Source organism: Gluconobacter sp. Dm-74 (genome assembly GCF_018256135.1).
In the GTDB taxonomy this organism is placed as follows: Bacteria; Pseudomonadota; Alphaproteobacteria; order Acetobacterales; family Acetobacteraceae; genus Gluconobacter; species Gluconobacter cadivus.
Genome location: NZ_JAERLX010000007.1, coordinates 26,177 through 48,348 on the forward strand (window position 1 = coordinate 26,177; position 22,172 = coordinate 48,348).

Sequence of the window (22,172 nt, forward strand, 5' to 3'; positions counted from 1 at the left end):
TTTAATGGGGTGTCGGCCATATGGAGACCGGCCCTTTTCTGAGCCCTGTCAGGGACTGGAAATCCTGACAGGGCAATTCTGTTTGACGGCAGTCGAAAGATCAGTCGTCGCCCATCGTAAAGTCGATGTGCAGGACGTGGTGATGCTCTGTTACCGGAACGCCATTGACAACGGCGGGCTGGTAACGGGCCCGACGAAGGAAGTCGAGCGCACTTTCCACGAACTCATGGCCACCGCTCGAACTGGTAATGGTACAGTTCGCCGTCTTGCCTGTCGGAAGAATGTCACACGATGCGGTCACATGACCTTCGCGGTTTTCTTCCATGGCCTCGTCCGGATAGACAGCCTGTGCACCGTTGATCGGCCGCGCGCCTGCCTGATGATCTGGCACTGCGTCAGCTGGCGGTCCCTGCGGCGGAGACGGAACGGGCTCCGGCGAAGGGGTCGGGCTGGGCGGTACCGGATGCGGCGGCTTGGCGTGAGTGACACGCTGGATCGCCTTGGGCGGCGGCGGCACGGAAATCTTCGGCGGCGGAATATACGGCGGCGGCGGCTGCTCCATCTGCGGCGGCGGCGGCGGTGGCGGTGGCGGCGGTGGCTTGGGCTGTTCCTTGATCACTTCCGTCTTGATAGGCGGCTTTTCCTGGACCAGCTTGCTCACAGCACCACTCATAAGCGCATAGATCACAGCGCCCATAGCCAGCACGGCCACGACGATCGCGACAATGTAGTCTGTCGGCTTGCGCTGCTGTGCGGCGTAGCTCTTCATGTCGAAACCTTCTTACCCCTCACTGACACCGGCGTTGGTCCACATCTGCCGGGTGCGGTGCCCCGATTTCTGTGTTGCCATCAGGCTTTCCCGCTGCAGACGCATAGGAATGCGTCATATGCCGTGAGAACATACCCGATATGCTGATTGGGCAGTCTAACCCCCATGCTGTCAAGCCGGTGATTGCTCTTATCGAAACGATTTTTTCATATTGTGGACATATTCTGCGCTTTGCGCCCTGTCCGGGCAAATAAAAATATTCCCCGAAATCCTGAGAACGTAACGTCACTTCACCGCGTTATGACAGATTCAAGAAAAAAGGCGCCGGAACAGTTTTTCTGTTCCAGCGCCTGAGCGAATCCGTCTGAAAGCCGACAGGGCTTAAACGTAACAGGGTTTACTGGGCCGAGGCGCTAGCCTCCGACCGGGTCGCCCCGACGCTCTGCGCCAGCGAGGCCGACATGAAGTCGTCCAGGGCACCATCGAGCACCGCGCCCGGATTTCCCTTCTCCACACCCGTCCGCAAGTCCTTGACGAGCTGATAGGGCGCCAGAACGTAGGACCGGATCTGGTGTCCCCAGCCGATATCGGTCTTGGAGGCTTCCGTCTGGGCGGCGGCAGCTTCGCGCTTCTGCAACTCGGCTTCGTACATCCGGGCCCGCAGCATTTCCATCGCCTTGGCACGGTTGCGATGCTGCGAACGGTCGGTCTGACAGGCCACCACGATCCCCGTCGGGATATGGGTGATCCGGATGGCCGAATCCGTTTTGTTGACGTGCTGCCCACCCGCGCCCGAGGCCCGGAACGTATCGACGCGCAAATCCGAATCGTTGATCTCGATCTCGATCGAATCATCCACGACCGGATAGACCCAGACAGACGCGAACGACGTCTGACGACGGGCCGCCGCATCGAACGGTGAGATCCGAACCAGACGATGCACGCCGGCCTCAGTCTTGAGCCAGCCATAGGCGTTCGCACCGCTCACCTGAATGGTCGCGGACTTGATGCCAGCCTGCTCGCCTTCGCTGCCTTCGATGAACGTGACCTTGTAGCCATGCTGCTCGGCCCAGCGCGTGTACATGCGCAGGAGCATCTCGGCCCAGTCCTGAGCTTCCGTACCGCCAGCGCCCGCATTCACCTCGACGTAACAGTCATTGCTGTCCGCCTCGCCCGAGAGCAGGCTTTCGATTTCGCGCTTGCGGACGTCTTCGGCAATGGCACGCAGAGTCTGCACGGCATCCTGAACGAGGCTGTCATCCCCTTCCATCTCTGCCAGTTCGACCAGTTCGAGCGTACCTTCGACCTCGGCTTCGATCTGCTGGACACCTTCGATCTGGTTGGCGAGCGTCGTGCGCTCGCGCATCAGCTTCTGGGCGGCTTCTGCGTCGTTCCACAGGTCAGGGTCTTCAACGCGGTGGTTCAGTTCCGCGAGGCGTGTTGTTGCGACATCCCAGTCAAAGATGCCTCCTCAGCAGTGCCACCGACTGCTTGATCTGGACGGAAAGGGCCTCGGTTTCGGCCGACATAGTGTCCTCCACTCATAAGGGGGGTCTGTTCTGGTGGCCTTAGTATAGGCCGCCCACGCCAATGTCACCATCGGACGGAGCAGGTTTCTGGGCCTGTCCCGGCGCTGCGGACGACCCGGTGCCGGGCGTGCCGCCTCCCGGCTGATCCGGCATCTGGGCCATGCCGCTTTCGGAATCCGAAATCACGCTGTCCGCGCCCGTATCGGCGGCAGTCAGGGCTTCCGTACCAGCGCCAAAGCCATGTAGCTCAACGGACGCACCCGGAACCTGATCGGTCTTGAAGCCATCGACGGCCGAAATGCGTCCCGTGTCGTAGCTGGCCAGCGTAATACCGTCCGGCACGCGGAAGTCGAGCTTCGGACGGCTGGCCAGAGCGACCTTCATGATCTTGTTCCAGATCGGCCCGGCAATGCGGCCACCATCCGAATTGCGGCCCAGCGTCTGGGGTGTATCGAAACCAACCCAGACCACCGTAACGATATCGGGGGAGAATCCGGCAAACCAAGCATCATGGAAGTCCTGACTGGTCCCGGTCTTGCCCGCGATGGGACGATCGATGCCAACACCCGCCATACGGCCGGTACCCCGGGCGATCACGTCCTGCATCATTTTGACGATCTGGAACGTGCTCTGCTCGCTGGCCAGCGTCGGGCGCGTGTCGGTCAGGGAGGGAACGGACACGCTGCCGGGTACGGGCGTGGCTGGGACCGGGGCAACCGGCGCGGCAGGCGGTGTCGTGCCATCGGCCGGAGTTCCGTCCGTGGGAGCAGGCTGTTCGCTGGGCGGAGCCTGCATCGCGGTGCCGAGCTTCAGCCCCCCTGCCTGCCACAGCACGCTCCCGGAGCGGTCCTGAATGTCGTCCACAAGAGTCGGCGTGACGATGTGGCCGCCATTGACAATCGTGGCATAGGCCGCGGCCTCGCGCATGACGGTGGTTTCGACGGCACCCAGCGCCGCGGGCAAAACATGCGGCATCTGCGCCACGAGCCCGGCGCGGATGGCCGTATCCGCGACCGCTTTCATGCCGAGATGGGCGGCAACACGGATCGTGACGAGGTTGCGGCTTTCGCGCAGCGCGTCATGCAGCGTCGTCGGGCCCCAGTTGTCATGTTCGTAGTTCTGCGGATGCCAGTCGCCATAGGAAATGGGCGAATCGTCGAAACGCTCGGACGGGGAAATCCCCTGTTCCATCGCGGCCAGATAGACGAACGGCTTGAACGACGATCCCGGCTGACGCAGTGCCTGCGTGGCCCGGTTGAACTGGCTTTCATGGAACGACCAGCCGCCAACCATCGCCAGAACGCGGCCCGTATGCACATCCAGCGTCACCGTTGCACCTTCGACCTGTGGGATCTGGCGCAGGGCCGCCGAACCGCCTTCCTGCGGTTCGATCATGATGACATCCCCGGCACGCAGCGGATGCGCCCGCCGCGCCCAGGCGATATCACTCGCAAGAAGCGCGCCTTTGCGGGCGCTGCCGTCCTCGATCCAGCCGACATGCGTGCCACCCGGCAACACCACCGCCAGACGCCACTCGCGCAGCATCCCGCCGGGCGGCGTGACATGATCGAGCGCGCTCTCCCAGCCGTCATCCTGAATATCCGGCAGGTTGCGCAACGGCCCCCGCCAGCCACTATGGGCGCGGTCGTAATTCATCAGCCCTTCATGCAGCAGACGCGTTTCGGTGGTCTGAAGGTTCTGGTCCAGACTGGTATGGACCTCCAGACCACCCTGTGCCGCACGGTCCTGACCATACTGGGCGATCAACTGACGACGGACCTCCTCACCGAACCATTCGGAATCCGGCAAAGGCCCAAAACGCTGCTTCTGCTGCGGGACCAGCGGCTCCTGCTTTTCCTGATCGGCCTGCTCACGCGTCAGAACGCCTGCCTCGACCATCAGATCCAGCACAAGGTTGCGGCGGCCCATCGCGGCCTGCGGATGCAGGAACGGGTTATAGTTCGTGGGCGATTTGGGAAGTGCTGCCAGAGAGGCGGCTTCGGCATCGTCGAGCTGGTCGAGCGGCTTGTTGAAATAGCTCTGCGCGGCCGCGGCGACACCATAGGCACCGTTCCCGAGATAGATGCCGTTCAGGTAGATTTCGAGAATTTTGTCCTTGGACAGCACCTGCTCCATCTTCATGGCGAGCAGAGCTTCCTTGATCTTGCGATCGAGGCTCACGACGTTGCTGTTGAGCAGCATGACCTTCGCCACCTGCTGGGTGATGGTCGAAGCACCCAGCGGACGGCGGCCATGACGCGCGAAAATGTCCGTCAGACCCGCCCGGCCGATCGCCATGAAATCCACGCCGCCATGCGTATAGAAATTATGATCTTCCGTCGCGATGAAGGCATTCTTCACACGCTCGGGGATCGCGTTGATCGGCACGAAGATCCGGCGTTCGTTCGCCAGCTCGGCCATCAGACGGTCATCGGCAGCATAGATGCGGCTGACGGTCGGCGGCTGATAGGCGCGCAGACTGTCCACGCTGGGCAGATCCGCCACCAGCTTGGCATAGGTCGTCCAGCCCAGAACACCCGCTCCGGCCACACCCACAAGCCCCACACCGGCGATGATCGCCAGGGACTGCCGGTAGCGGCGAAAACGGGGAGGGCGTGGTGGCGTGGCGCCCGGACCTTGAGGGTTACGGGAGCGGAGAGAGCGTCGCGTCATGCCCCCTGCATAGCATTATTCCGCCCCTTTCGTCGCCCCGTCTAAAAAGGTCATTTCATGAAAGAGGCGTAACCCCGGGACCATTATTCCGAAACGTTCAGACGCCCTCAGCCCAGCAGACGGCCCACCATCCGCGCGGTGTAGTCCACAACAGGTACGATCCGCCCGTAATTCAGACGGGTCGGGCCGATCACGCCAATCGCCCCCACGATTTTCTGGGCTTCGTTGCGGGCAGGCGCCACGATCATGGACACGCCCGACATCCCGAACATCCCGCTTTCACGCCCGATATAGATCCGCACCCCTTCGGACGCATCCGCCAGTTGCAGCAGTTGAAGCATGGTCTCCTGCGTCTCCAGATGGTCGAACAGCATGCGGATCGTCGTCAGGCGCTCGATTTCCGTGATGTCGGCCAGCAGCTTCCCCTGCCCTTTCACGAACAGCGTCCCTCCATCGGCGTCCCACGTCGCAAGACCGCTTTCGATCACACTGGCCGTCAGGGCATCGAGTTCATGGCGGCTGGCATCCATTTCGCTCCGGACCCGCTCGCGCAGCGTGCCGAGCGTCAGGTCACCAAGACGGGCGTTCAGGTAGTTCCCGGCCTCGACAAGAGCGGAAGGCGGCACGCCGGGCGGGGTCTCGATGATGCGGTTCTCCACCTGCCCGTCCGAACCCACCAGAATGACCAGAACCCGCCCCGGACCAAGTGCTACGAACTCGATATGCTTGAGCGCGGCATCCGATTTCGGTGCGAGCACCAGTCCGGCAGCGGAAGACAGGCCCGACAGAAGGGACGACGCTTCAGACAGGATATCCTGATAGGACCGCCCGTGAATATCGAGCCGGCTGTCGATGCTGGCGCGGTCTTCTTCCGTCAGGGTGCCGAACTGGAGCAGGCCATCCACAAACAGGCGCACGCCCTTTTCGGTCGGCAGACGCCCGGCTGAAACATGCGGGCTGAACAACAGTCCGGCCCGCGCCAGATCCGCCATGACATTGCGGATCGTGGCCGAAGACAGCGCCGGTTGCAGGCGCTGGGCCAGCGTCTGGCTGCCGATGGGCTCACCCGTTTCGACATATTCCTCAACGATTTCACGCAAAATCGCGGCTTCACGATCTCCCAGACCGTGCGGCATCGGGATGGAAGGGCGGAACAGGGGAGGCTGTGGTCGCATCATGGTAAACCCACTGTCGGGGCTGGATGGGTCTGCGTCAAACGCGCTAGAGGCGGGACATATTCTTCCACAGGATCTTTTTTGACATGACTGACACCGCACGCAAGCGTCCCTCCGGGCGTGCGCCGGACGAAAACCGCATTGTTTCAATCGAAACGGGCTTTGCCCGCCATGCCGAAGGCTCCGCGCTCATCCGCGTGGGCGGCACGGAAGTCCTGTGCACGGCCACGGTCGAGGAGCGTGTTCCGGCCTTCCTGCGCAACAGGGGACAGGGCTGGATCACGGCCGAATACGGAATGCTCCCCCGGGCGACCCACAATCGCGGCCAGCGCGAAGCGGCCAAAGGCAAGCAGTCCGGCCGCACGCAGGAAATCCAGCGGCTGATTGCCCGGTCGCTCCGGGCCTGTGTGGATCTGAAGAAGCTGGGAGAGCGCACCATCACGCTCGACTGCGACGTCCTGAACGCGGATGGCGGTACGCGCTGCGCCTCCATCACGGGCGCCTGGGTGGCGCTGGCGATCGCGCTGAAGAACATCAAACGCTCCCAAGCCCTCACGGCTCAGGTCGCAGCGGTCTCGTGCGGGCTGACGGATGCCGGAGCCGTGCTGGATCTGGATTATATCGAAGACAGCAGCGCGCAGGCCGATACGAATTTCGTCCTGACGGCGGATGGTGGCATCATCGAAATTCAGGGAACCGCCGAGGACAAGCCATTTCAGGAGAGCGAATTTTTCGAACTCCTCCGACTGGCGAAGCTCGGCACGGCCCGACTGTTCGACGCCCAAAATCACGTCCTGGAGACTACATGATGCGGACATTGTCCCGCGGTTCGAAAATCGTTTTGGCCAGCCATAATGCCGGCAAGCTGCGCGAATTCTCCACCCTGCTGGCCGAGAGCGGGATCACCGTCATCTCGGCCGCCGAACTGAACCTCCCGGAACCCGAAGAGACGGAAGAGACATTCACCGGCAACGCCGCCATCAAAGCTCTGGCCGCGGCCAAGGCTTCCGGACTGCCCGCGTTGGCCGATGATTCCGGTTTCTGCGTCGCGGCGCTGGACAATCGTCCGGGCGTTTATTCCGCGCGCTGGGGCGGCCCGACCAAAGACATGCAGATCGCAATGGACCGCGTGCATCAGGAAATGGGCGATAGCGCCGATCATCGGGCTTTTTTCGTCGCGGCCCTATGTCTGGCATGGCCGGATGGCGAGACCCGGACCGTACAGGGCGAATGTCACGGCACGGTCATCTGGCCCCCACGCGGCGATCATGGGCACGGTTACGATCCGATGTTCGTGCCGGAAGGCGGAAGCCGGACCTTTGCGGAAATGACCGAAGCCGAGAAAAATGTCATCAGTCATCGCGGCCGGGCGCTGGAGCAATTCCTGAAGAATTTTATCGCCTGATGACTGGAAAAACCCGGTCTTTTCCAAAAGAAAACTCCGGGTTTTCATTCCTTTCAAAAACAGTTCTTTGAAAACACAAACATAGAATTATTTATTACATGGAAATAAAAAATTACCCTAATTTTTTTGATCCATGTTACCCTGACCGGACCTGAAACAAAAAAGGGATCGTCATGGGGAATGTGACAGCACTGTTTGCGGATGCATTTATATTTGTCCTCGTTCCGTGGGGACTGTGGCAACTGCTCAGGCGTTCCATTCCCATTGCCATCCTGCCCATTCTGGTGGGCATTGTTCTGGCGGTCCTGCATTTTCCAGCGTCAAAAGTCGGTATTCCCTCGCTTTACGGCGATTATATTGGCTGGCTGGCCGTTCTGGTTCTGGCGTTCACCGCCGGACTGGAAATGTGGCAGAATCCCACCCATTCTCCCGAAGCCGAAAACCTCCCCTCCCCGACACTGGGTCGCCTGCTGGGCGGAGCGCTCGTGGCGTTGGGCGTTCCGTTCGCCATCGGCACCATTCTGGTCAAGCTGTTCTTCCTGCCGCTGCATGGCTGGCAGGCCCCACATGGCAATAGCTGGATCGGCGCCATGTCGATCGGGCTGTGCATTTCCGTCAGTGCGCTGCCGGTCCTGATCGGGATCGTGCGCGAACTGGAGCCCGTATATCGCCCCGTCGGACAGCTTGCCCTCAAACTCGCGGTCGTGGACGATGCGGCCCTCTGGATCGGACTGGCCATCCTCCAGTTCGCGGCACGCGGAACCGAGGCGCTGCATGGCTGGACCGGATTTGAAGGACTGGCCGTCCTGCTTCTGGTCGGCATGGCGCTCCTCAGCAGCTGGGCCACGCGGAACCTGAAAAACCCGCCGATCTGGATCATCTGGGCCGCTGTTCCGGCCTATCTGGCCGCCGGGTCCTGGGCGAGCCACGAACTGGGGCTGCACGAACTGATCGGCGCCTATTTCGCAGGTGCGCTCATGCCGCCACGCTGGGTCCGTCGCCTGCCGGTCGAGGCCGTGGGGACGTTCTCACTGATCTGGCTGGCCCCGATGTTCTTTGGCCATAGCGGATTGCGGATCGACGGCGATGCGCTGACATGGCCGTCCGTTCTGGCCTCCCTGCTGCTGGTCGTCATTGCGATCGTCACGAAAATCCTTGCCGTATGGATTTTCCCGCCTGCTCCGGGCCTGACGAACCGTCAGGCACTCGGTATCGGCTCCCTGTTGCAGTGCAAGGGGCTGATGGAAATCGTGGCGGCGACCATCCTGCACGCGCATGGCATGATTTCGGAATTTGCCTTCGCTTCCCTGATGGTTCTGGCCGTGATTTCCACGACGCTGACCGGGCCGATGTTCCGGCTCGTCTCGGGACGTTCGCGCCCCGAGATCGTAGCATAATCAATCCTTCGAACGCACGGGGCCGTGGCTGACAAGCGCGCCCCGCTGCCAGACTTGATCAATCTGGTCCACGGTGGCGATGTTTTCATCCGCATTACCATCCACGATCAGCAGATCCGCCCGGCGGCCGGGCGCAATCACACCCCGGTCTGACAGATGCAACAGGGCCGCGGCATTGCCCGTGGCCAGACTGATGGCCTGCACAGGGGACAGCCCGGCCTGCACCGTCAGATACAACTCACGGTGCTCGGCAAAGCCGGGAATACGGGTCGGTGCGGCCCCGGAATCCGTCCCGAAACCAACCTTCACTCCCGCCCGATACAGAACGGCGAGGTTCTTCTGATTCACCGACAGCGCGTAATGCGAGGCCTTGGTCAGAGGCTTGGCCAGTGTCTCCGCACGCCATTTCGGGTCCGTGAACTGACGGCGCAGGGCCGGGTCCATGCCCGCCAGAACGAACGGATTGGAGAGCAGCTCCGGCTGTTCGGCATAGAGATAGTTCGCTTCGTCCAGATCCAGCGTCGCAATATACCATGTGCCCTGACGGAGCATCGCCGCGATCAGATCATGATCTACCGGCTGATCCCGCACGCCATGCGCGAGAATATCGGCTTTTGCCGCCACGATGGCCTTGGCGACAGCAAGATCGTGGATATGCACCGCAACCCGCGTGTCGTGCTGGTGCGCCTCGTCGATGACGGCCTGATAGATAGCGGGCGGCAGCATGGGATAGGTCTTGCCGTCCGGGACGTCATTGCGGAAGTCGTCCACCCAGAGCTTCACCAGATCCGTGTGTTCCGCAATCATCTGATCCACGTCTTTGCGCGCCTCTTCCGGCGTGGTCGGACGGAACACCTGATCGGGACCAACGCCCTTAACCATGGCGGCCGGTGGCACACCATCCGGCGCACCGATCCCCTGATCCACGCCATACAGATCCGCCCCCGGATTGCGGCCCTCATGCTGTTCCTGACGTAGCGTATCGAACAGCGGAGAACGGTTCAGACCCAGCGCCGTGACAGTCAGGACGCCATAGTCGGAATACTGCTTCATGGCGGCGAGAATATTGGCGCGGGTATAGTTGTCGCGGCTGGCCCCCGTACCTTTCACGAGGCCGACATGACTGTGATCGCTGATAAGAGCGGGCATCAGCGTCTTGCCCGTCAGGTCCACATGCCGCGCATCGGCAGGAGCCGGGATGCCGACCGAAAGAATCACACCATTGTCGATGACCACCGTGGCGTCCGGCTGTGCCGAAGCCCCGGTCCCGTCAATCAGCCGCGCATGCTCGAACGCGACCGGTTCAGCCAGCGCACCTCCAATGCTGAAAGCGGCAGGCGTTGCGAGCAGCAGGGCAGTGAAGGCGGAACGGATGGTCATGCGGCGGTCTCCTGTCTGGCTCCCGCCGAGCTTCTTTATCGGGCATCCTGTGCTCCGGGCGGAAACGTCCTTGAAGGACGAAACGCCCCCAGACCGGGAAAGATGCCAATTTCCTTCCGGCCTCAGCCCTCCAGTGACTGAAGCTCGAACAGGCGGCGGTAGATCCCGCCCTCGCGCGTAATCAGTTCGGCGTGCGTTCCGTCTTCTTTCAGCGCGCCCTGACTGAACACGAGGATGCGGTCCAGTTCCATGACGGTCGAGAGACGATGCGCCACAACGATGACGGTCCGGTTCTGCATCAGGCGACGCATCGCATCCTGCACAAGGGATTCGGACTCGGAATCAAGGCTGGACGTCGCTTCGTCGAAAATCAGGATGGGCGCATCGGCCAGAAAGGCGCGGGCAATGGCAACACGCTGGCGTTCGCCACCTGAGAGCTTCACCCCACGCTCGCCGACCATGGTTTCGTAACCCTCGGGCAGCCGCTCGATGAACGGCGCTGCGTTGGCCAGACGGGCGGCGTCTTCGATCTCGGCGCGGCTCGCATCGGGGCGCGCATAGGCGATGTTTTCCGCAAGCGTGCGATGAAACAGCACCGGTTCCTGCGGAACAATGGCGATATGCGCGCGCAGGGAGTCCTGCGTGACATGGGCGATATCCTGCCCGTCCACCACGATCCGCCCGCCATTCACGTCATAAAGGCGCTGGAGCAGCTTGGTCAGGGTCGTCTTGCCCGAGCCGCTCGGCCCGACAAGCGCCACGCGGGACCCCGGCGCGATGTCAATGCTCAGGTCGTGGTAAAGCGGCTTGGCCTGCCCCGGATACTGGAAGTCCACATGTTCGAAGTGGATCGCCCCTGTCGTGAAACGCGCCGTCTGGGCATCGTCTGCGTCCTGAATGGCGGGATCGCGACGGAAAATCGCCACGAGTTCTTCCATCTCATTGACCGAACGCTGCACCTGACTGACCTGCTGCCCCAGATCACGCAGATACCCCTGCACGAGGAACATCATGGTCAGAACATAGGCCACATCTCCCGGACCAGCATTCCCTCCCCACCACAACCAGACCGCCAGCCCGATCAGCAGCATCCGCATGGCGAGCGAGGCCAGAGCCTGAAGATTGGCGCTATTCGTGCCCCGGACCCATGTCGTCAGTGTGCGCTGACGCCAGCCCCGGATGATGCTGTCGAGCCGGTCGTCCTCGCGGTTTTCCGCACCGAATGCCTTGACGACCGGATTGCAGGTCACGGCATCCGCCATGGCCGCACCCATTTTCGTGTCCCATTCATTGGACGCGCGGGCCGTCGGCGCGACATAGCGCAGGGTCAGCAGGATGGAGAGCGTAGCGAACAGCACCACCGAAACCGCCAGAACCGACCCCATCAACGGCGAACGAACCATCAAAACCGCCGTCGTCCCGCCCAGAACCAGCACTTCCGGCGCGATCAGGAGCAGGAGCGTGTCGTCCAGCGTATCAATCGCCCAGATCCCACGCGTCAACTTGCGGACGGTCGAGCCGGCAAAATTGTTGGCATGCCAGTCCGTCGAGAAGCGCTGCACCCGATCGAATGCCTGATTGGCAACACGATGCATGATGGCGAGCGTGAGATGCGAAATCCCGATGAAGGAAGAGCGCCGTCCGAACAGCCCGACCAGCCCGAGGACGATCAGCCCCGCGACCATCAGCCCCGCATCATCGCGCAGATGCAGGAGTTCCGAAGTTTTCTCCACAGCCGGGCCAGCGGCATGGCGGGAAATATCCTCCACCAGACGGCCTGCGAGAACCGGCGTGCAGACATCGGCCAGCGTGGCGAGGGCAACGCCGCCGAGGGTCTTGGCCAGCAGAAGAGGATGATCACACCAGCGGCTACAGACGAAAGACAGGACGTCCGTAAAGGACACCTCCTGCTTGCGGCCCTCCTGTTGCTGGCGACTCATGGGAAGAGGGGTATCGGAAACGGTATCAGGCACAGGGCGCTCCGCCGTCTGCCGGTCTGCAATGTCATGCAGAACAGGCCACGGTGTAATGGCATGGGGTGTGATGGCATGGAGTTTTCAGAACTTTGCCGTATCTTGCTGTGTGTCCGGACCAGACGCAACACACCCCCGGCAACACACCCTCTTGGAGTGCCCGTCATGACCGATGCCCCCGCAACCGCCAAGCGGGCCATGAGCAAGGCGGCCGCCAAAGCCTTCATCACGGCACTGGCCGAAGCCAATCCCGATGCGGAAAGCGAACTGGTGTTCCGCAATCCGTTCGAACTTCTGGTAAGCGTCGTGCTCTCAGCACAAGCGACGGACAAATCCGTCAACAAAGCGACCAAAGGCCTGTTCGAGGAAGCCCCCGACCCAACCTCCATGGCAGCCATCGGCGAAGAGGGCATTGCGCGACACATCCGCACCATCGGCCTGTGGCGGGCGAAAGCGCATAACGTGGACCTGCTCTGCCATCAGTTGCTGGAGCGTCACGGCGGACAGGTCCCCTCCGATCGGGCCTCGCTCGAAGCGCTGGCTGGTGTGGGGCGCAAGACGGCAAATGTCGTGATGAATGTCGCATTCGGCGCGGATACGATGGCGGTCGATACCCACATCTTCCGCATTGGTAACCGCACCGGTCTGGCCCCCGGCAAAACCGTGCGGCAGGTCGAGGACGGGCTGGTCGCCCGCATCCCGAAAGACATGCTCCGCCCGGCGCATCACTGGCTGATCCTGCACGGGCGCTATGTCTGCAAGGCCCGCGCGCCCGAATGCTGGCGCTGCCCGGCCACGACATGGTGCCTGTATCCAGACAAACGCACGGTAGCCCCGTCCACACGCAAAACAGCCACGGCCTGAAAATTCAGGCCTTACTCGGACTGAGCCAGAGGCAGGTTCGGCATGCCGTGCCAACCCACGGGCGGCACCCAGAGCCGGTTCCCCCGCCAGCTCCGATCCGAAACAATCGTAAGGGCACGCCCGGCGAACACGGCATAAGCCCCGTCGCGCCAGACCGAAAACCGATCAATGAACGGCACATCCGCGCAGCCTTTGCGGGCGGGAGAGGCGCTGATAAACAGGTTCACCCCGTCACATTGCTGCGCCGTCGGGAGATGAACACCGTCCGATAAATCATGCGGACGCAGCAGAACGGTCTGCGCCCCAACGCTGATCCGGCACAAACCGATCAGACACTCCGGCGGCAGAGGCGCCACCGGAAGCGCCGCCACCCGCTCCGCCAGCGCCTGCACGACGCGGATGCCCACGCCCATGAGTTTCAGAAACGGCGCTTCGGCATGAAACGGCATGGCAACAAGCGCCAGAAGCCCGACCGGCATGATCCAGACAGCCGCAAGCGGCACCGCCACGAGATTGGCCAGCACAAACCACGGCTGAAACGCCCCGAAATGCGCCATACTGACCGGCAGCGTCGCCAAGCCGGCGAGAAGACTCGTCAGCGTCAGGGCCGCGCCATAGGATGCCACAACCCTGTACCACTCCCCCTCACCGCGAAGCCGCATAAGCGGCTCACGCAACACGCCATAGCCCGCAATCAGCCCCATCACGGCGGCGAAAGACATCTGGAACGACACATCCACAACCGAAACCGGCGAAACCAGCAGGATTAGAAGCGCCACAATGGACAGCGACCGCATGGACAGAACGCGCCGCCCGGTCACGATGGCCAGCGTCACGAGGCTCGCCATGCCCAGCGCCCGCAGGCTGGGCAGATGCGCCCCCGTCAACAGCACATAGCCCGCTCCGGCCAACAACCCCGAAACGGCGGCGATCTGCCGACAGGGCCAGCGCAGGGCGACATATTCAATGGACGCCAGACCACACCGCAACGTCACAATGACGGCGGCCATCACGAGCCCCAGATGCAAACCCGCAACGGCAAGCAAATGCGCCAGTCCCGAAGCGGAAAATGCTTCCCGCGTCTGCTGGTCAATGCCCCCGGCTTCACCAGCCAGAAGCGTGGCCGCAATCGCGGCGGTCTGGTCGGGCAGCACAGCCGCGGTGCGGAACGCAACAGCCTCGCGCAGGGTCTCGATCCATGAAGCCCGAACCACTGCGCCTGAAAGACTGATCGGCCCCAGCGCATAACCGCTTCCCGCCAGCCCCGAAAACCATGCCTCGCGCTGAAGATCGCGTCCGCCGGGCCATGACGGCGGGGGCGGCGGCCGCAGCATCGCGCGCAGACTGATCGTGCTTCCCGGCTCGGGCAACAGATCGTCATCGTCCCGCAGGCGAATATGCAGCGTCCGGCGCAATGGGGCCATTCCGGCATCAACGGGCGTGTCGAACACGGCATCGGCCAAAGTGATGCGATGGCCGTCATCTTCGTCATCATTCCGGGGCGGTAGGATTTCCAGCGACTGTACGCGGCCCGTCAGAACGGTGGCATGGGTCGGCAACACCGGCATGGGCGGCTGAATCCAGGCTTGAAAAGCCAGATCACCAAAACCAGCCGCAAAAGCAAGCAGCGCAAACCCCAGCAGGCGCGGAAACAGCCGCTGCCAGCCCCACCGGAGACACGCTGCCCCTGGCAGCCCAACCACAAGGGTGGCAAGGACGACAGACACAATGGAGGGCTCGAACGGCAGGACGAGATAGAACACGGCCCCCAGCCCGACTGCCACCGGAAGCCAGCAGATCATCTGCCGCCCCTGATCCAGCACAGACCGGATCAGGGGCGAAGGCAGCTTCGGCACAAGGTCGAGGCCTTCTTCGCGCTCCAGTAGTTCGCGCGGATCGAGGTCCGGGACGGAGAGGGGTTCTGTCTTCACAAACAGAACCGTAACGGATTTTTCCGCAGGACGCGCCTCCCCTAATAAGGCGAGCGCCTCCTGCGGAAAAATCTACTGCGGAAGGTGCAGCGCCTGTTTCAGACCAGTAGCATCCCGCTCCAGTTCAAACCCGGTGCTCCCCGGCTGAAACAGCCTTGCGGTTGCAAGATTGCCGGTCACGACAGGGTCGAATCCGGCCGCCCTCACCAGCGTCGTCACCTGCGACACAGCCTGCGCATCATCGCCCGCCACAGGAACCGCCAGAAGCGGCGAAGCGCGATGCGCCTCGGAACGCAGCGTGGTCATGTCAATGGAGTTGAACGCCCGCACCACATGCGCCGAAGGGAAATAACGCTGTGTCGTCACCCCCGCCCCGTCCCGCTGCGCCGTATCCGCAATCGCCCCATCCCGCCAGGGATAGGGATTGGACGGATCAAGCAGAACCTTGTCCAACAACGTCCGGCTGAGCTGCGGGCCGAGCTGCGGAATAGCACCATAGGGGACGGCCAGCACCACCACATCGCCATAGGCCGCCGCCTGCGCCGGGGTTCCGGCCGTGGCGAGCGGGCCCAGCGATGTGGCCAGAGACTGCGCCTCGCTCAGGGAGCGCGACGACACCATGACGGGATAACCCGCATGAACCCAAAGCTCCGCCAGCGTCGTACCGACATGACCTGTGCCGATAATGCCGATCCGCATTTTCTGGCTCGTCGCCTCGACCGCACTGGCGCTGCTGACCGTGGCCAGCCCCGCGAGTGCTGCAAGGAACGGACGCCGCCTGAGAGGAAAACCCGTCATGATGGGTGCCACTCCCGTGCGAGGACGCCTGCTGCACCCTGAACCGGATCGGCTTTTGGGAATGGCAGGCCGTGAATACGGGCACTTTGCTCCGCCGTGGGGGCGGCGCGGAGGATGTCGAAAGACTGGTTGGGTGGATAGGCGCCGATGACGGTGAACTCCGTGTCCGATCCGAGATTGCAGTGCCCCGTTCCGGCCGGAAGCACGGCGATGTCGCCACCGCGCACCTCAACCGTTCGGGCGTTCGGCCCTCCCAGCATCAGGCGTGCGGAACCGTTGGAAAAGCCCAGAACTTCATGACCCAGGCTGTGATAGTGATGAAACGGATAGACACCGTTGCGCCACTGCGGCGGCCAGCCGTTCCGGCTGAACAGGTCTTCATACACCGCTTCGCGATCCGGCCCGGCTTCAAGCGCATTGCGATAGACGATGACAGGAAGTTCCGGATTGTTCGGAACCCAGTCATTGGCGCGCAGCGTAAAGACATCCACACGGGAGGTCGTGGCGCTGGCGTGATGGATCTTCCCCTCTCCGAAGGTCAGACCCAGCCCTGCCAGCAGGGCATTAAAATCGCGTCTGTTCATTGGAAAGGCACCACCCGAACTATTGAACGTCACAATAGGCCGCTTCGGGAGGCGGCTGGAAATCACACGCGCTTGAAGAACCTTAGCTTTTTGTAAAGCGCGGGCTCGTGACGGAGCACCGCAGCCCCACTGGCGCAGGCGGATGGAAGCGCGGGTCAGAGCATGATATGACGGCGGCATGACCATCCGTACGCGATTTGCCCCCTCCCCGACGGGTCTGCTGCATGTCGGCAACGCCCGCGCCGCCCTGTTCAATTTCCTCTTTGCCCGTCATCACGGCGGCGAATTCCTCCTGAGGATCGAAGACACCGACAAGGAACGCTCCACTCAAAAAGCCGTGGACGTGATCTTTGACGGTCTGGCCTGGATGGGAATCGAGGCGGATGCGGAACCGGTTTTCCAGTCCGCCCGGCAGGACCGCCATACGGAAGTGGCGCTTGAGCTTCTGGAAAAGGGTCAGGCCTACAAGTGCTTCTGTACGCCCGAAGAGCTGACCGCCATGCGCGAGAAGGCCATGGCCGAGAAGCGCCCGCCCCGTTACGACGGCACATGGCGGGACCGCGATCCGTCCGAAGCGCCCGCCGGTGCGCCGTACGTCGTGCGCCTGAAGGCCCCGCGTGACGGTGAGACGATCATCAAGGATCTGGTGCAGGGCGAAGTCCGGGTCGCAAATTCCGAAATGGACGACCTGATCCTGCTGCGCTCGGACGGCACGCCGACCTATCTGCATGCCGTGGTCGTGGACGATCACGATATGGACATCACCCATGTCATGCGCGGTGACGACCATCTGACGAACACGTTCCGTCAGGCCATGATCTATCGTGCCATGGGCTGGAACCTGCCGCATTTCGCACATCTGCCGCTGATCCACGGCCCCGATGGCGCCAAGCTGTCCAAGCGCCATGGCGCACAGTCGGTCGTGGATTTCCGCGAGGAAGGCTATCTGCCGGAAGCCCTGTGCAACTACCTGCTGCGTCTGGGCTGGGGTCATGGCGATGCCGAAGTCCTGTCCCGCGAGGAACAGATCAAGCTCTTCGATCTGGATGGCGTAGGCCGCTCCCCGTCCCGCATGGATTACGTCAAGCTGGCGCATCTGAACGGGATCTGGATGCGCGTTGCCGATGATGCGCGCCTGACGGATGACGTCATGCAGCGCCTTGCAGGTCGCGACGGCGTTGTGACGGATGACAAGACCCGCGCGCGCATCCTTGCGATGATGCCGGGCCTCAAGGAGCGCGCAAAGACGCTCGTGGAACTGGCGGACAATGCCGCTTTCGCAGGCTTCACCCTGCCCCTGACCTTCACCCCTAAAGCCGAGAAGCTGCTGGGCGAGGACGGGCGCACGGTTCTGCAGGGCGTCGGCAAGGATCTGGCCGCGCTTTCGGACTTCACGCCGGAAACCGTCGATGCGACGCTGCGCGCCTATGCTGAAAAACACGAGATCAAGCTCGGCTCCGTGGCCCAGCCGCTGCGCGCGGCCATGACCGGTTCCACGACGTCTCCGGGCATTGATCTGACGCTCGCAGCGCTGGGACAGGACGAGGTTCTGGCCCGCATCGCCGCCGTTCTCGCTTCCGTATCCAACGATGGCTGAGCGGCCCTCCGTCCCCCGGCATCTTCTGGGAATCGAGGGGCTGTCGGCTGAACAGCTCGTGCCGTTCCTCGATCTGGCGGAGAGCTATGCGCTGCTGAGCCGTTCGCGCTCCGCGCCGCGTGATGCGCTGCGGGGGCGGACGGTCATCAATCTGTTCTACGAAGACAGCACCCGCACCCGCACGAGTTTCGAACTCGCGGGCAAGCGGCTTGGCGCGGACGTCATCAACATGTCCGTCGCCACAAGTTCGGTGAACAAGGGCGAGACGCTGCTGGATACGGCGGCGACGCTCAACGCCATGCGTTGTGACCTGCTGGTCATCCGCCACGCGCAGTCCGGCGCGCCCGCCCTGCTGTCGCAGAAAGTCGAAGCCAGCGTCGTCAATGCGGGCGACGGCACGCATGAACATCCGACACAGGCGCTGCTGGATGCGCTGACCATCCGCCGGCATTTCGGCCGTCTTGAGGGCCTTACGGTCGCGATCTGCGGCGATGTCGGACACAGCCGGGTGGCACGTTCCAACATCCATCTGCTGACGGCATTCGGAAACCGGGTGCGGCTGGTCGGCCCGCCGACGCTGCTGCCGGGGGCCATGGCTGAGCTCGGCAATGTCGAGCTATATTCGGACATGGACAAGGCGCTGGACGGCGCGGATGTCGTCATGTCCCTGCGGCTTCAGAAGGAGCGCATGGGGGCGGGTCTGGTGCCGAGTGCGCGGGAATATTTCCATTTCTTTGGGCTGGACCGCCGCCGTCTTGCGCTGGCCAATCCCGGCGCGCTGGTTATGCATCCGGGCCCAATGAACCGTGGCGTCGAAATCGCCTCGGACGTGGCGGATTCGGATCAGAGCGTGATTTCCGAACAGGTTGAAATGGGCGTGGCTGTGCGGATGGCGGTTCTGGACCGTCTGTCCCGGGCACGGATGCCGGTATGAGCGATATCGTTTTTGAAAAAGTCCGACTGATCGATCCGGCTTCGGGCCGGGACGAAATCGGGCGACTTGTGGTGCGTCAGGGAAAGATCGTCGCCTGCGAAGACGGGTCGGTCCCTGAAGGCGCGCGGGTCATTGATGGCGCCGGAGCCGTGCTGTGTCCCGGCCTTGTGGACATGCGCGTCGCACTCGGGGAGCCGGGGTCGGAATACCGTGAGAGCGTGTCTTCCGGGGCGCGGGCGGCTGTCGCGGGTGGCATCACGACCATGGCGGTCCTGCCCAACACCTTACCCCCGATCGACAACCCGGCGCTCGTGCATCTGCTGCGGGTCCGGGGCGAAGAGACGGGCATGGTCTCGATCCATCCTTATGGCGCGCTGACGCGCGGCTGCGAGGGCGGCGAAATGGCCGAACTCGGGCTCCTGCGCAACGCCGGAGCCGTGGCGTTCACGGACGGAACCCGCGCGATTTCAGACGCCAAGCAGATGCGTAACCTGCTGTCCTATTCGCGCTTTCTGGACGCCATCGTGGTGCAGCATCCGGAAGATCCGTCTCTGGCTAAAGGGGCCTGTGCCACCGCCGGAGCACGCGCAGTGCGGATGGGCCTGCCACAGGTTCCGGCCGAAGCCGAGGCCATCATGATCGCCCGCGATCTGCGTCTGGCGGCCATGACAGGCGCGCGGCTGCATTTCGCGCATGTCTCGACGGCAGAAGGGCTGGACCTGATCCGTGCAGCCAAAAGCCGGGGCGTACGCGTGACCTGCGATACGGCGCCGCCCTATTTCTCCATGACCGAAGACGATATCGGCGACTTCCGCACCTACGCGAAACTCTCTCCCCCCCTGCGCAACGACACGGACCGACAGGCCGTCTGCGCCGCACTGGCGGATGGAACGATTGACGCTGTAGCCTCCGACCATGCTCCGGCAGATGCAGATGACAAGCGGCTGCCTTTCGCGCAGGCCCGTGCCGGCGGCACCGGACTGGTCACGCTGCTGGGCGTCACGCTCGGCGCGGGACTGCCACTCGTAGATGCGTTGCGTCTACTGACCTCTGCTCCAGCCGCCCTGCTGGGCCTTGAGGCCGGAACGCTGGCAGTCGGGAGCCATGCCGATCTGTGCCTGTTTGATCCGGAAGGCTCATGGACAGTGGTGGCCGGAGACCTGCCGGGACGCGCGCAGAACACGCCCTTTGACGGTCGGGATCTGAAAGGCCGTGTCCTGCGGACGTTCAAGCGCGGTGTGGAAGTCTTCACGGCTGACGGGTTGGCGGAGGCACGCTCGTGAGCGGCTTTCAGGCACAACTCATTCTGCTGTTTCTCGTGTCCTACGTCATCGGAAGCATTCCGTTCGGGCTGCTGCTGACGGCGCTTTCTGGCGGCGGGGACATCCGCAAGATCGGATCGGGCAATATCGGCGCAACAAACGTCCTGCGCACGGGACGACGCGGTCTGGCAGCGGCCACGTTGCTGCTGGATGCGCTCAAGGGGGCAGCCGCTGTCCTAATCGCACGGTTTTTCTTCCCCGGCGTGAGCGAAATGACCATGGCCGTGGCGACCGTCGCCGTCGTTATCGGGCACTGTTTTCCAGTCTGGCTCGGCTTCAGGGGCGGCAAAGGCGTTGCGACGGGTCTCGGGACGATCTGGGCTCTGTCCTGGCCGGTCGGGCTGGCCTGCTGCGTGGTGTGGCTGCTGGTGGCGCGCCTGAGCCGGATTTCCTCAGCCGGGGCTCTGGCGGCATTTCTGCTCGCGCCGATGCTGATGGTGCTGCTGTCCGGGCGGGCGCTGCACTCCCCCATCCCGGTGGCGACGCTGCTCATCTCGCTGCTGATCTGGGCGCGGCACTGGAGCAATATTGCCCGCCTTCTCACGGGACAGGAGCCGCGCGTGAACGTGGATCAGGCGCCCCGTTCCTAATATTTTTAAGCGCCTATTAAGGAATCTGCCTTAAGGAGAAAGACCTTATGACAGATTCCGTAGCCGCCTCTCCCGTCATCTCTGCCGCAGACCGAATCGACACGCTGCGTCTGTCGCAGACGACGGGCGTGGGTCCGATCAACTTTGCGCGACTGATGGCGCAGTATGGCAGCGCCGGAGCCGCTCTGGCCGCACTGCCCGGACGCATGCGTAAAGCAGGGCGGCGGGACGACCCTGCCATTCCGTCCGTTTCTCGCATGACGGACGAACTGGAACGCCTTGAAAAACTGGGCGGGAAAATGCTGGTCCGGGGGGATGCGGGCTATCCGCTGCTTCTGTCCCATGTGCCGGATGCGCCACCGGTGCTGTTCGCGCTCGGAGATGTCCGGAAGCTGTCGATGCGGTCTGTAGGGGTGGTAGGTGCGCGCAATGCCTCGGCTGCGGGAATCCGGATTGCAGAAAGCCTTTCGGCCGAAATGGCCCATGCCGGAATCTGCGTGGTTTCCGGTCTGGCGCGGGGTATCGACTCGGCAGCGCACGCCGCCGCACTGCATCCCGGCCTGACGGTCGGTGCGATCGCCGGAGGGCTGGATCATGCCTATCCGCCGGAGAATGCATCCCTTCAGCAGCAGATTGCCGAAAAAGGCTGCCTGGTGACGGAAGCACTGCTCGGAACCGCCCCGCAGGCCCGCCATTTCCCGCGACGCAACCGCCTGATCGCCGGGATTTCGTCGGGATGTTTGATCATTGAGGCAGCGCTGGACTCTGGTACAATGATCACGGCGGATCTCGCCCAGTCCTACAACCGCGAGCTTCTGGTCGTGCCGGGTTCGCCGCTCGATCCCCGGTCACGGGGCGGCAATCATCTGCTGAAAACTGGTCAGGCGACCCTGACAGAAAATATCGCCGATATTCTTCAGGCCCTGCCGACGGAGCTTCCAGAACGCGAACCCGCGCCGTGGCAGCGTCCAGCGCGCCACAACCCGCCCTTGACCGGCTTTTCCGAACCTTCGCTCGCATGGGGCGACCTCCCCGACACCGGCTGGATCGACCCCGATCTCGTACAGCAAAGCGTGCGGTCTCTTCTCTCCGTGACGCCTGTAGCAGTTGACGATGTGGTGCGCCGCTGCCAGTTCTCCGTGTCGGCAGTGCTTGCGACGCTGGCTGAGCTTGAGCTCGGTGGGGTCGTGGAGTTTGTGCCCGGCGGACGCGTGGCGTTGCTGCCGAACTGAAGTGACGCGGAATACCGGA

General features: G+C 63.0%; 18 protein-coding genes. 9 read left to right on the plus strand and 9 right to left on the minus strand.

All coding sequences use genetic code 11. The features are described 5' to 3' along the window. Nucleotides 1–100 precede the first annotated feature (100 nt). The 4 genes from JK208_RS10855 to hrcA form a co-directional block, all read right to left on the minus strand. Nucleotides 101–769: an energy transducer TonB gene (locus tag JK208_RS10855; protein ID WP_194262805.1), complete on the minus strand. Its 669-nt coding sequence runs from the start codon at nucleotides 767–769 to the stop codon at nucleotides 101–103. Between the two features lie 397 nt (nucleotides 770–1,166). Then, nucleotides 1,167–2,298, minus strand: a protein-coding gene (gene prfB, locus JK208_RS10860) for a peptide chain release factor 2 (RefSeq protein WP_099286072.1) whose coding sequence is annotated in 2 segments (ribosomal slippage) — nucleotides 1,167–2,228 and nucleotides 2,230–2,298 — 1,131 coding nt in all. Because the reading frame shifts where the segments join, the coding sequence is not laid out codon by codon here. 39 nt (nucleotides 2,299–2,337) lie between these two features. Then, nucleotides 2,338–4,971: a penicillin-binding protein 1A gene (locus JK208_RS10865; protein ID WP_211576180.1), complete on the minus strand. Its 2,634-nt coding sequence runs from the start codon at nucleotides 4,969–4,971 to the stop codon at nucleotides 2,338–2,340. A 107-nt stretch (nucleotides 4,972–5,078) separates the two neighbouring features. Beyond that, nucleotides 5,079–6,149: a heat-inducible transcriptional repressor HrcA gene (gene hrcA, locus JK208_RS10870; protein WP_077803731.1), complete on the minus strand. Its 1,071-nt coding sequence runs from the start codon at nucleotides 6,147–6,149 to the stop codon at nucleotides 5,079–5,081. 83 nt (nucleotides 6,150–6,232) lie between these two features. Between hrcA and rph the strand changes: the two genes are divergently transcribed. From rph to JK208_RS10885, 3 genes are all read left to right on the plus strand, one after another. Beyond that, entirely contained in the window at nucleotides 6,233–6,955 is a 723-nt protein-coding gene (gene rph, locus JK208_RS10875) for a ribonuclease PH (RefSeq protein ID WP_211576181.1), read from the plus strand. Further along, nucleotides 6,955–7,551 carry an RdgB/HAM1 family non-canonical purine NTP pyrophosphatase gene (gene rdgB, locus JK208_RS10880; RefSeq protein WP_211576275.1) on the plus strand — a complete coding sequence of 199 codons (597 nt, stop codon included), beginning with the start codon at nucleotides 6,955–6,957 and terminating at the stop codon, nucleotides 7,549–7,551. The genes rph and rdgB overlap by 1 nt, the downstream gene beginning before the upstream one ends. Nucleotides 7,552–7,724: 173 nt before the next feature. After that, on the plus strand, nucleotides 7,725–8,948 hold the full coding sequence (locus tag JK208_RS10885; RefSeq protein ID WP_211576182.1) for a cation:proton antiporter: 1,224 nt from the start codon (nucleotides 7,725–7,727) through the stop codon (nucleotides 8,946–8,948). Here JK208_RS10885 and JK208_RS10890 read toward each other — a convergent pair whose 3' ends face one another. Both JK208_RS10890 and JK208_RS10895 read right to left on the minus strand, forming a co-directional pair. Further along, on the minus strand, nucleotides 8,949–10,328 hold the full coding sequence (locus tag JK208_RS10890) for an amidohydrolase family protein (RefSeq protein ID WP_211576183.1): 1,380 nt from the start codon (nucleotides 10,326–10,328) through the stop codon (nucleotides 8,949–8,951). 122 nt (nucleotides 10,329–10,450) lie between these two features. Next, entirely contained in the window at nucleotides 10,451–12,268 is a 1,818-nt protein-coding gene (locus JK208_RS10895; protein ID WP_211576276.1) for an ABC transporter ATP-binding protein, read from the minus strand. Nucleotides 12,269–12,466: 198 nt separating this feature from the next. On the opposite strand from JK208_RS10895, the gene nth reads away from it, so the two are divergent. After that, nucleotides 12,467–13,165, plus strand: a complete 699-nt coding sequence (nth, locus tag JK208_RS10900; RefSeq protein ID WP_211576184.1) for an endonuclease III — start codon at nucleotides 12,467–12,469, stop codon at nucleotides 13,163–13,165. Nucleotides 13,166–13,176: 11 nt separating this feature from the next. Here the strand turns inward: nth and JK208_RS10905 are convergent, their stop codons facing one another. The 3 genes from JK208_RS10905 to JK208_RS10915 form a co-directional block, all read right to left on the minus strand. Further along, nucleotides 13,177–15,096 (minus strand): ComEC/Rec2 family competence protein, encoded by a 1,920-nt coding sequence (locus JK208_RS10905; protein WP_349291982.1) that lies wholly within the window; start codon nucleotides 15,094–15,096, stop codon nucleotides 13,177–13,179. Between the two features lie 72 nt (nucleotides 15,097–15,168). Further along, on the minus strand, nucleotides 15,169–15,894 hold the full coding sequence (locus JK208_RS10910) for an NADPH-dependent F420 reductase (protein ID WP_194268708.1): 726 nt from the start codon (nucleotides 15,892–15,894) through the stop codon (nucleotides 15,169–15,171). Beyond that, nucleotides 15,891–16,478: a cupin gene (locus JK208_RS10915; RefSeq protein WP_211576278.1), complete on the minus strand. Its 588-nt coding sequence runs from the start codon at nucleotides 16,476–16,478 to the stop codon at nucleotides 15,891–15,893. The genes JK208_RS10910 and JK208_RS10915 overlap by 4 nt, the downstream gene beginning before the upstream one ends. A 178-nt stretch (nucleotides 16,479–16,656) precedes the next feature. Between JK208_RS10915 and gltX the strand changes: the two genes are divergently transcribed. Genes gltX through dprA form a run of 5 tightly spaced genes read left to right on the plus strand, consistent with a single transcriptional unit; the run spans nucleotide 16,657 to nucleotide 22,153 of the window. Further along, nucleotides 16,657–18,075: a glutamate--tRNA ligase gene (gene gltX / locus JK208_RS10920; RefSeq protein WP_194268707.1), complete on the plus strand. Its 1,419-nt coding sequence runs from the start codon at nucleotides 16,657–16,659 to the stop codon at nucleotides 18,073–18,075. Beyond that, a complete protein-coding gene (locus tag JK208_RS10925) occupies nucleotides 18,068–19,009 on the plus strand; it encodes an aspartate carbamoyltransferase catalytic subunit (RefSeq protein ID WP_194268706.1) in 942 nt (313 codons plus the stop codon). The genes gltX and JK208_RS10925 overlap by 8 nt, the downstream gene beginning before the upstream one ends. Beyond that, complete coding sequence (locus JK208_RS10930) at nucleotides 19,006–20,292, plus strand: dihydroorotase family protein (protein WP_211576186.1); 1,287 nt, start codon at nucleotides 19,006–19,008, stop codon at nucleotides 20,290–20,292. Before JK208_RS10925 ends, JK208_RS10930 begins: the two co-directional genes overlap by 4 nt. Then, nucleotides 20,289–20,921 (plus strand): glycerol-3-phosphate 1-O-acyltransferase PlsY, encoded by a 633-nt coding sequence (gene plsY, locus JK208_RS10935; protein WP_211576190.1) that lies wholly within the window; start codon nucleotides 20,289–20,291, stop codon nucleotides 20,919–20,921. The genes JK208_RS10930 and plsY overlap by 4 nt, the downstream gene beginning before the upstream one ends. 47 nt (nucleotides 20,922–20,968) lie before the next feature. After that, a complete protein-coding gene (gene dprA, locus JK208_RS10940) occupies nucleotides 20,969–22,153 on the plus strand; it encodes a DNA-processing protein DprA (RefSeq protein WP_211576192.1) in 1,185 nt (394 codons plus the stop codon). The last annotated feature ends 19 nt before the right edge of the window (nucleotides 22,154–22,172 follow it).

Bases quoted from the DNA above. Each gene is read 5' to 3' on its own strand.
- JK208_RS10855 (WP_194262805.1), bottom strand. From the start codon at position 769: ATGAAGAGCTACGCCGCACAGCAGCGCAAGCCGACAGACTACATTGTC.
- JK208_RS10865 (WP_211576180.1), bottom strand. From the start codon at position 4,971: ATGACGCGACGCTCTCTCCGCTCCCGTAACCCTCAAGGTCCGGGCGCC.
- hrcA (WP_077803731.1), bottom strand. From the start codon at position 6,149: ATGATGCGACCACAGCCTCCCCTGTTCCGCCCTTCCATCCCGATGCCG.
- rph (WP_211576181.1), top strand. From the start codon at position 6,233: ATGACTGACACCGCACGCAAGCGTCCCTCCGGGCGTGCGCCGGACGAA.
- rdgB (WP_211576275.1), top strand. From the start codon at position 6,955: ATGCGGACATTGTCCCGCGGTTCGAAAATCGTTTTGGCCAGCCATAAT.
- JK208_RS10885 (WP_211576182.1), top strand. From the start codon at position 7,725: ATGGGGAATGTGACAGCACTGTTTGCGGATGCATTTATATTTGTCCTC.
- JK208_RS10890 (WP_211576183.1), bottom strand. From the start codon at position 10,328: ATGACCATCCGTTCCGCCTTCACTGCCCTGCTGCTCGCAACGCCTGCC.
- JK208_RS10895 (WP_211576276.1), bottom strand. From the start codon at position 12,268: ATGAGTCGCCAGCAACAGGAGGGCCGCAAGCAGGAGGTGTCCTTTACG.
- nth (WP_211576184.1), top strand. From the start codon at position 12,467: ATGACCGATGCCCCCGCAACCGCCAAGCGGGCCATGAGCAAGGCGGCC.
- JK208_RS10910 (WP_194268708.1), bottom strand. From the start codon at position 15,894: ATGACGGGTTTTCCTCTCAGGCGGCGTCCGTTCCTTGCAGCACTCGCG.
- JK208_RS10915 (WP_211576278.1), bottom strand. From the start codon at position 16,478: ATGAACAGACGCGATTTTAATGCCCTGCTGGCAGGGCTGGGTCTGACC.
- gltX (WP_194268707.1), top strand. From the start codon at position 16,657: ATGACCATCCGTACGCGATTTGCCCCCTCCCCGACGGGTCTGCTGCAT.
- JK208_RS10925 (WP_194268706.1), top strand. From the start codon at position 18,068: ATGGCTGAGCGGCCCTCCGTCCCCCGGCATCTTCTGGGAATCGAGGGG.
- JK208_RS10930 (WP_211576186.1), top strand. From the start codon at position 19,006: ATGAGCGATATCGTTTTTGAAAAAGTCCGACTGATCGATCCGGCTTCG.
- dprA (WP_211576192.1), top strand. From the start codon at position 20,969: ATGACAGATTCCGTAGCCGCCTCTCCCGTCATCTCTGCCGCAGACCGA.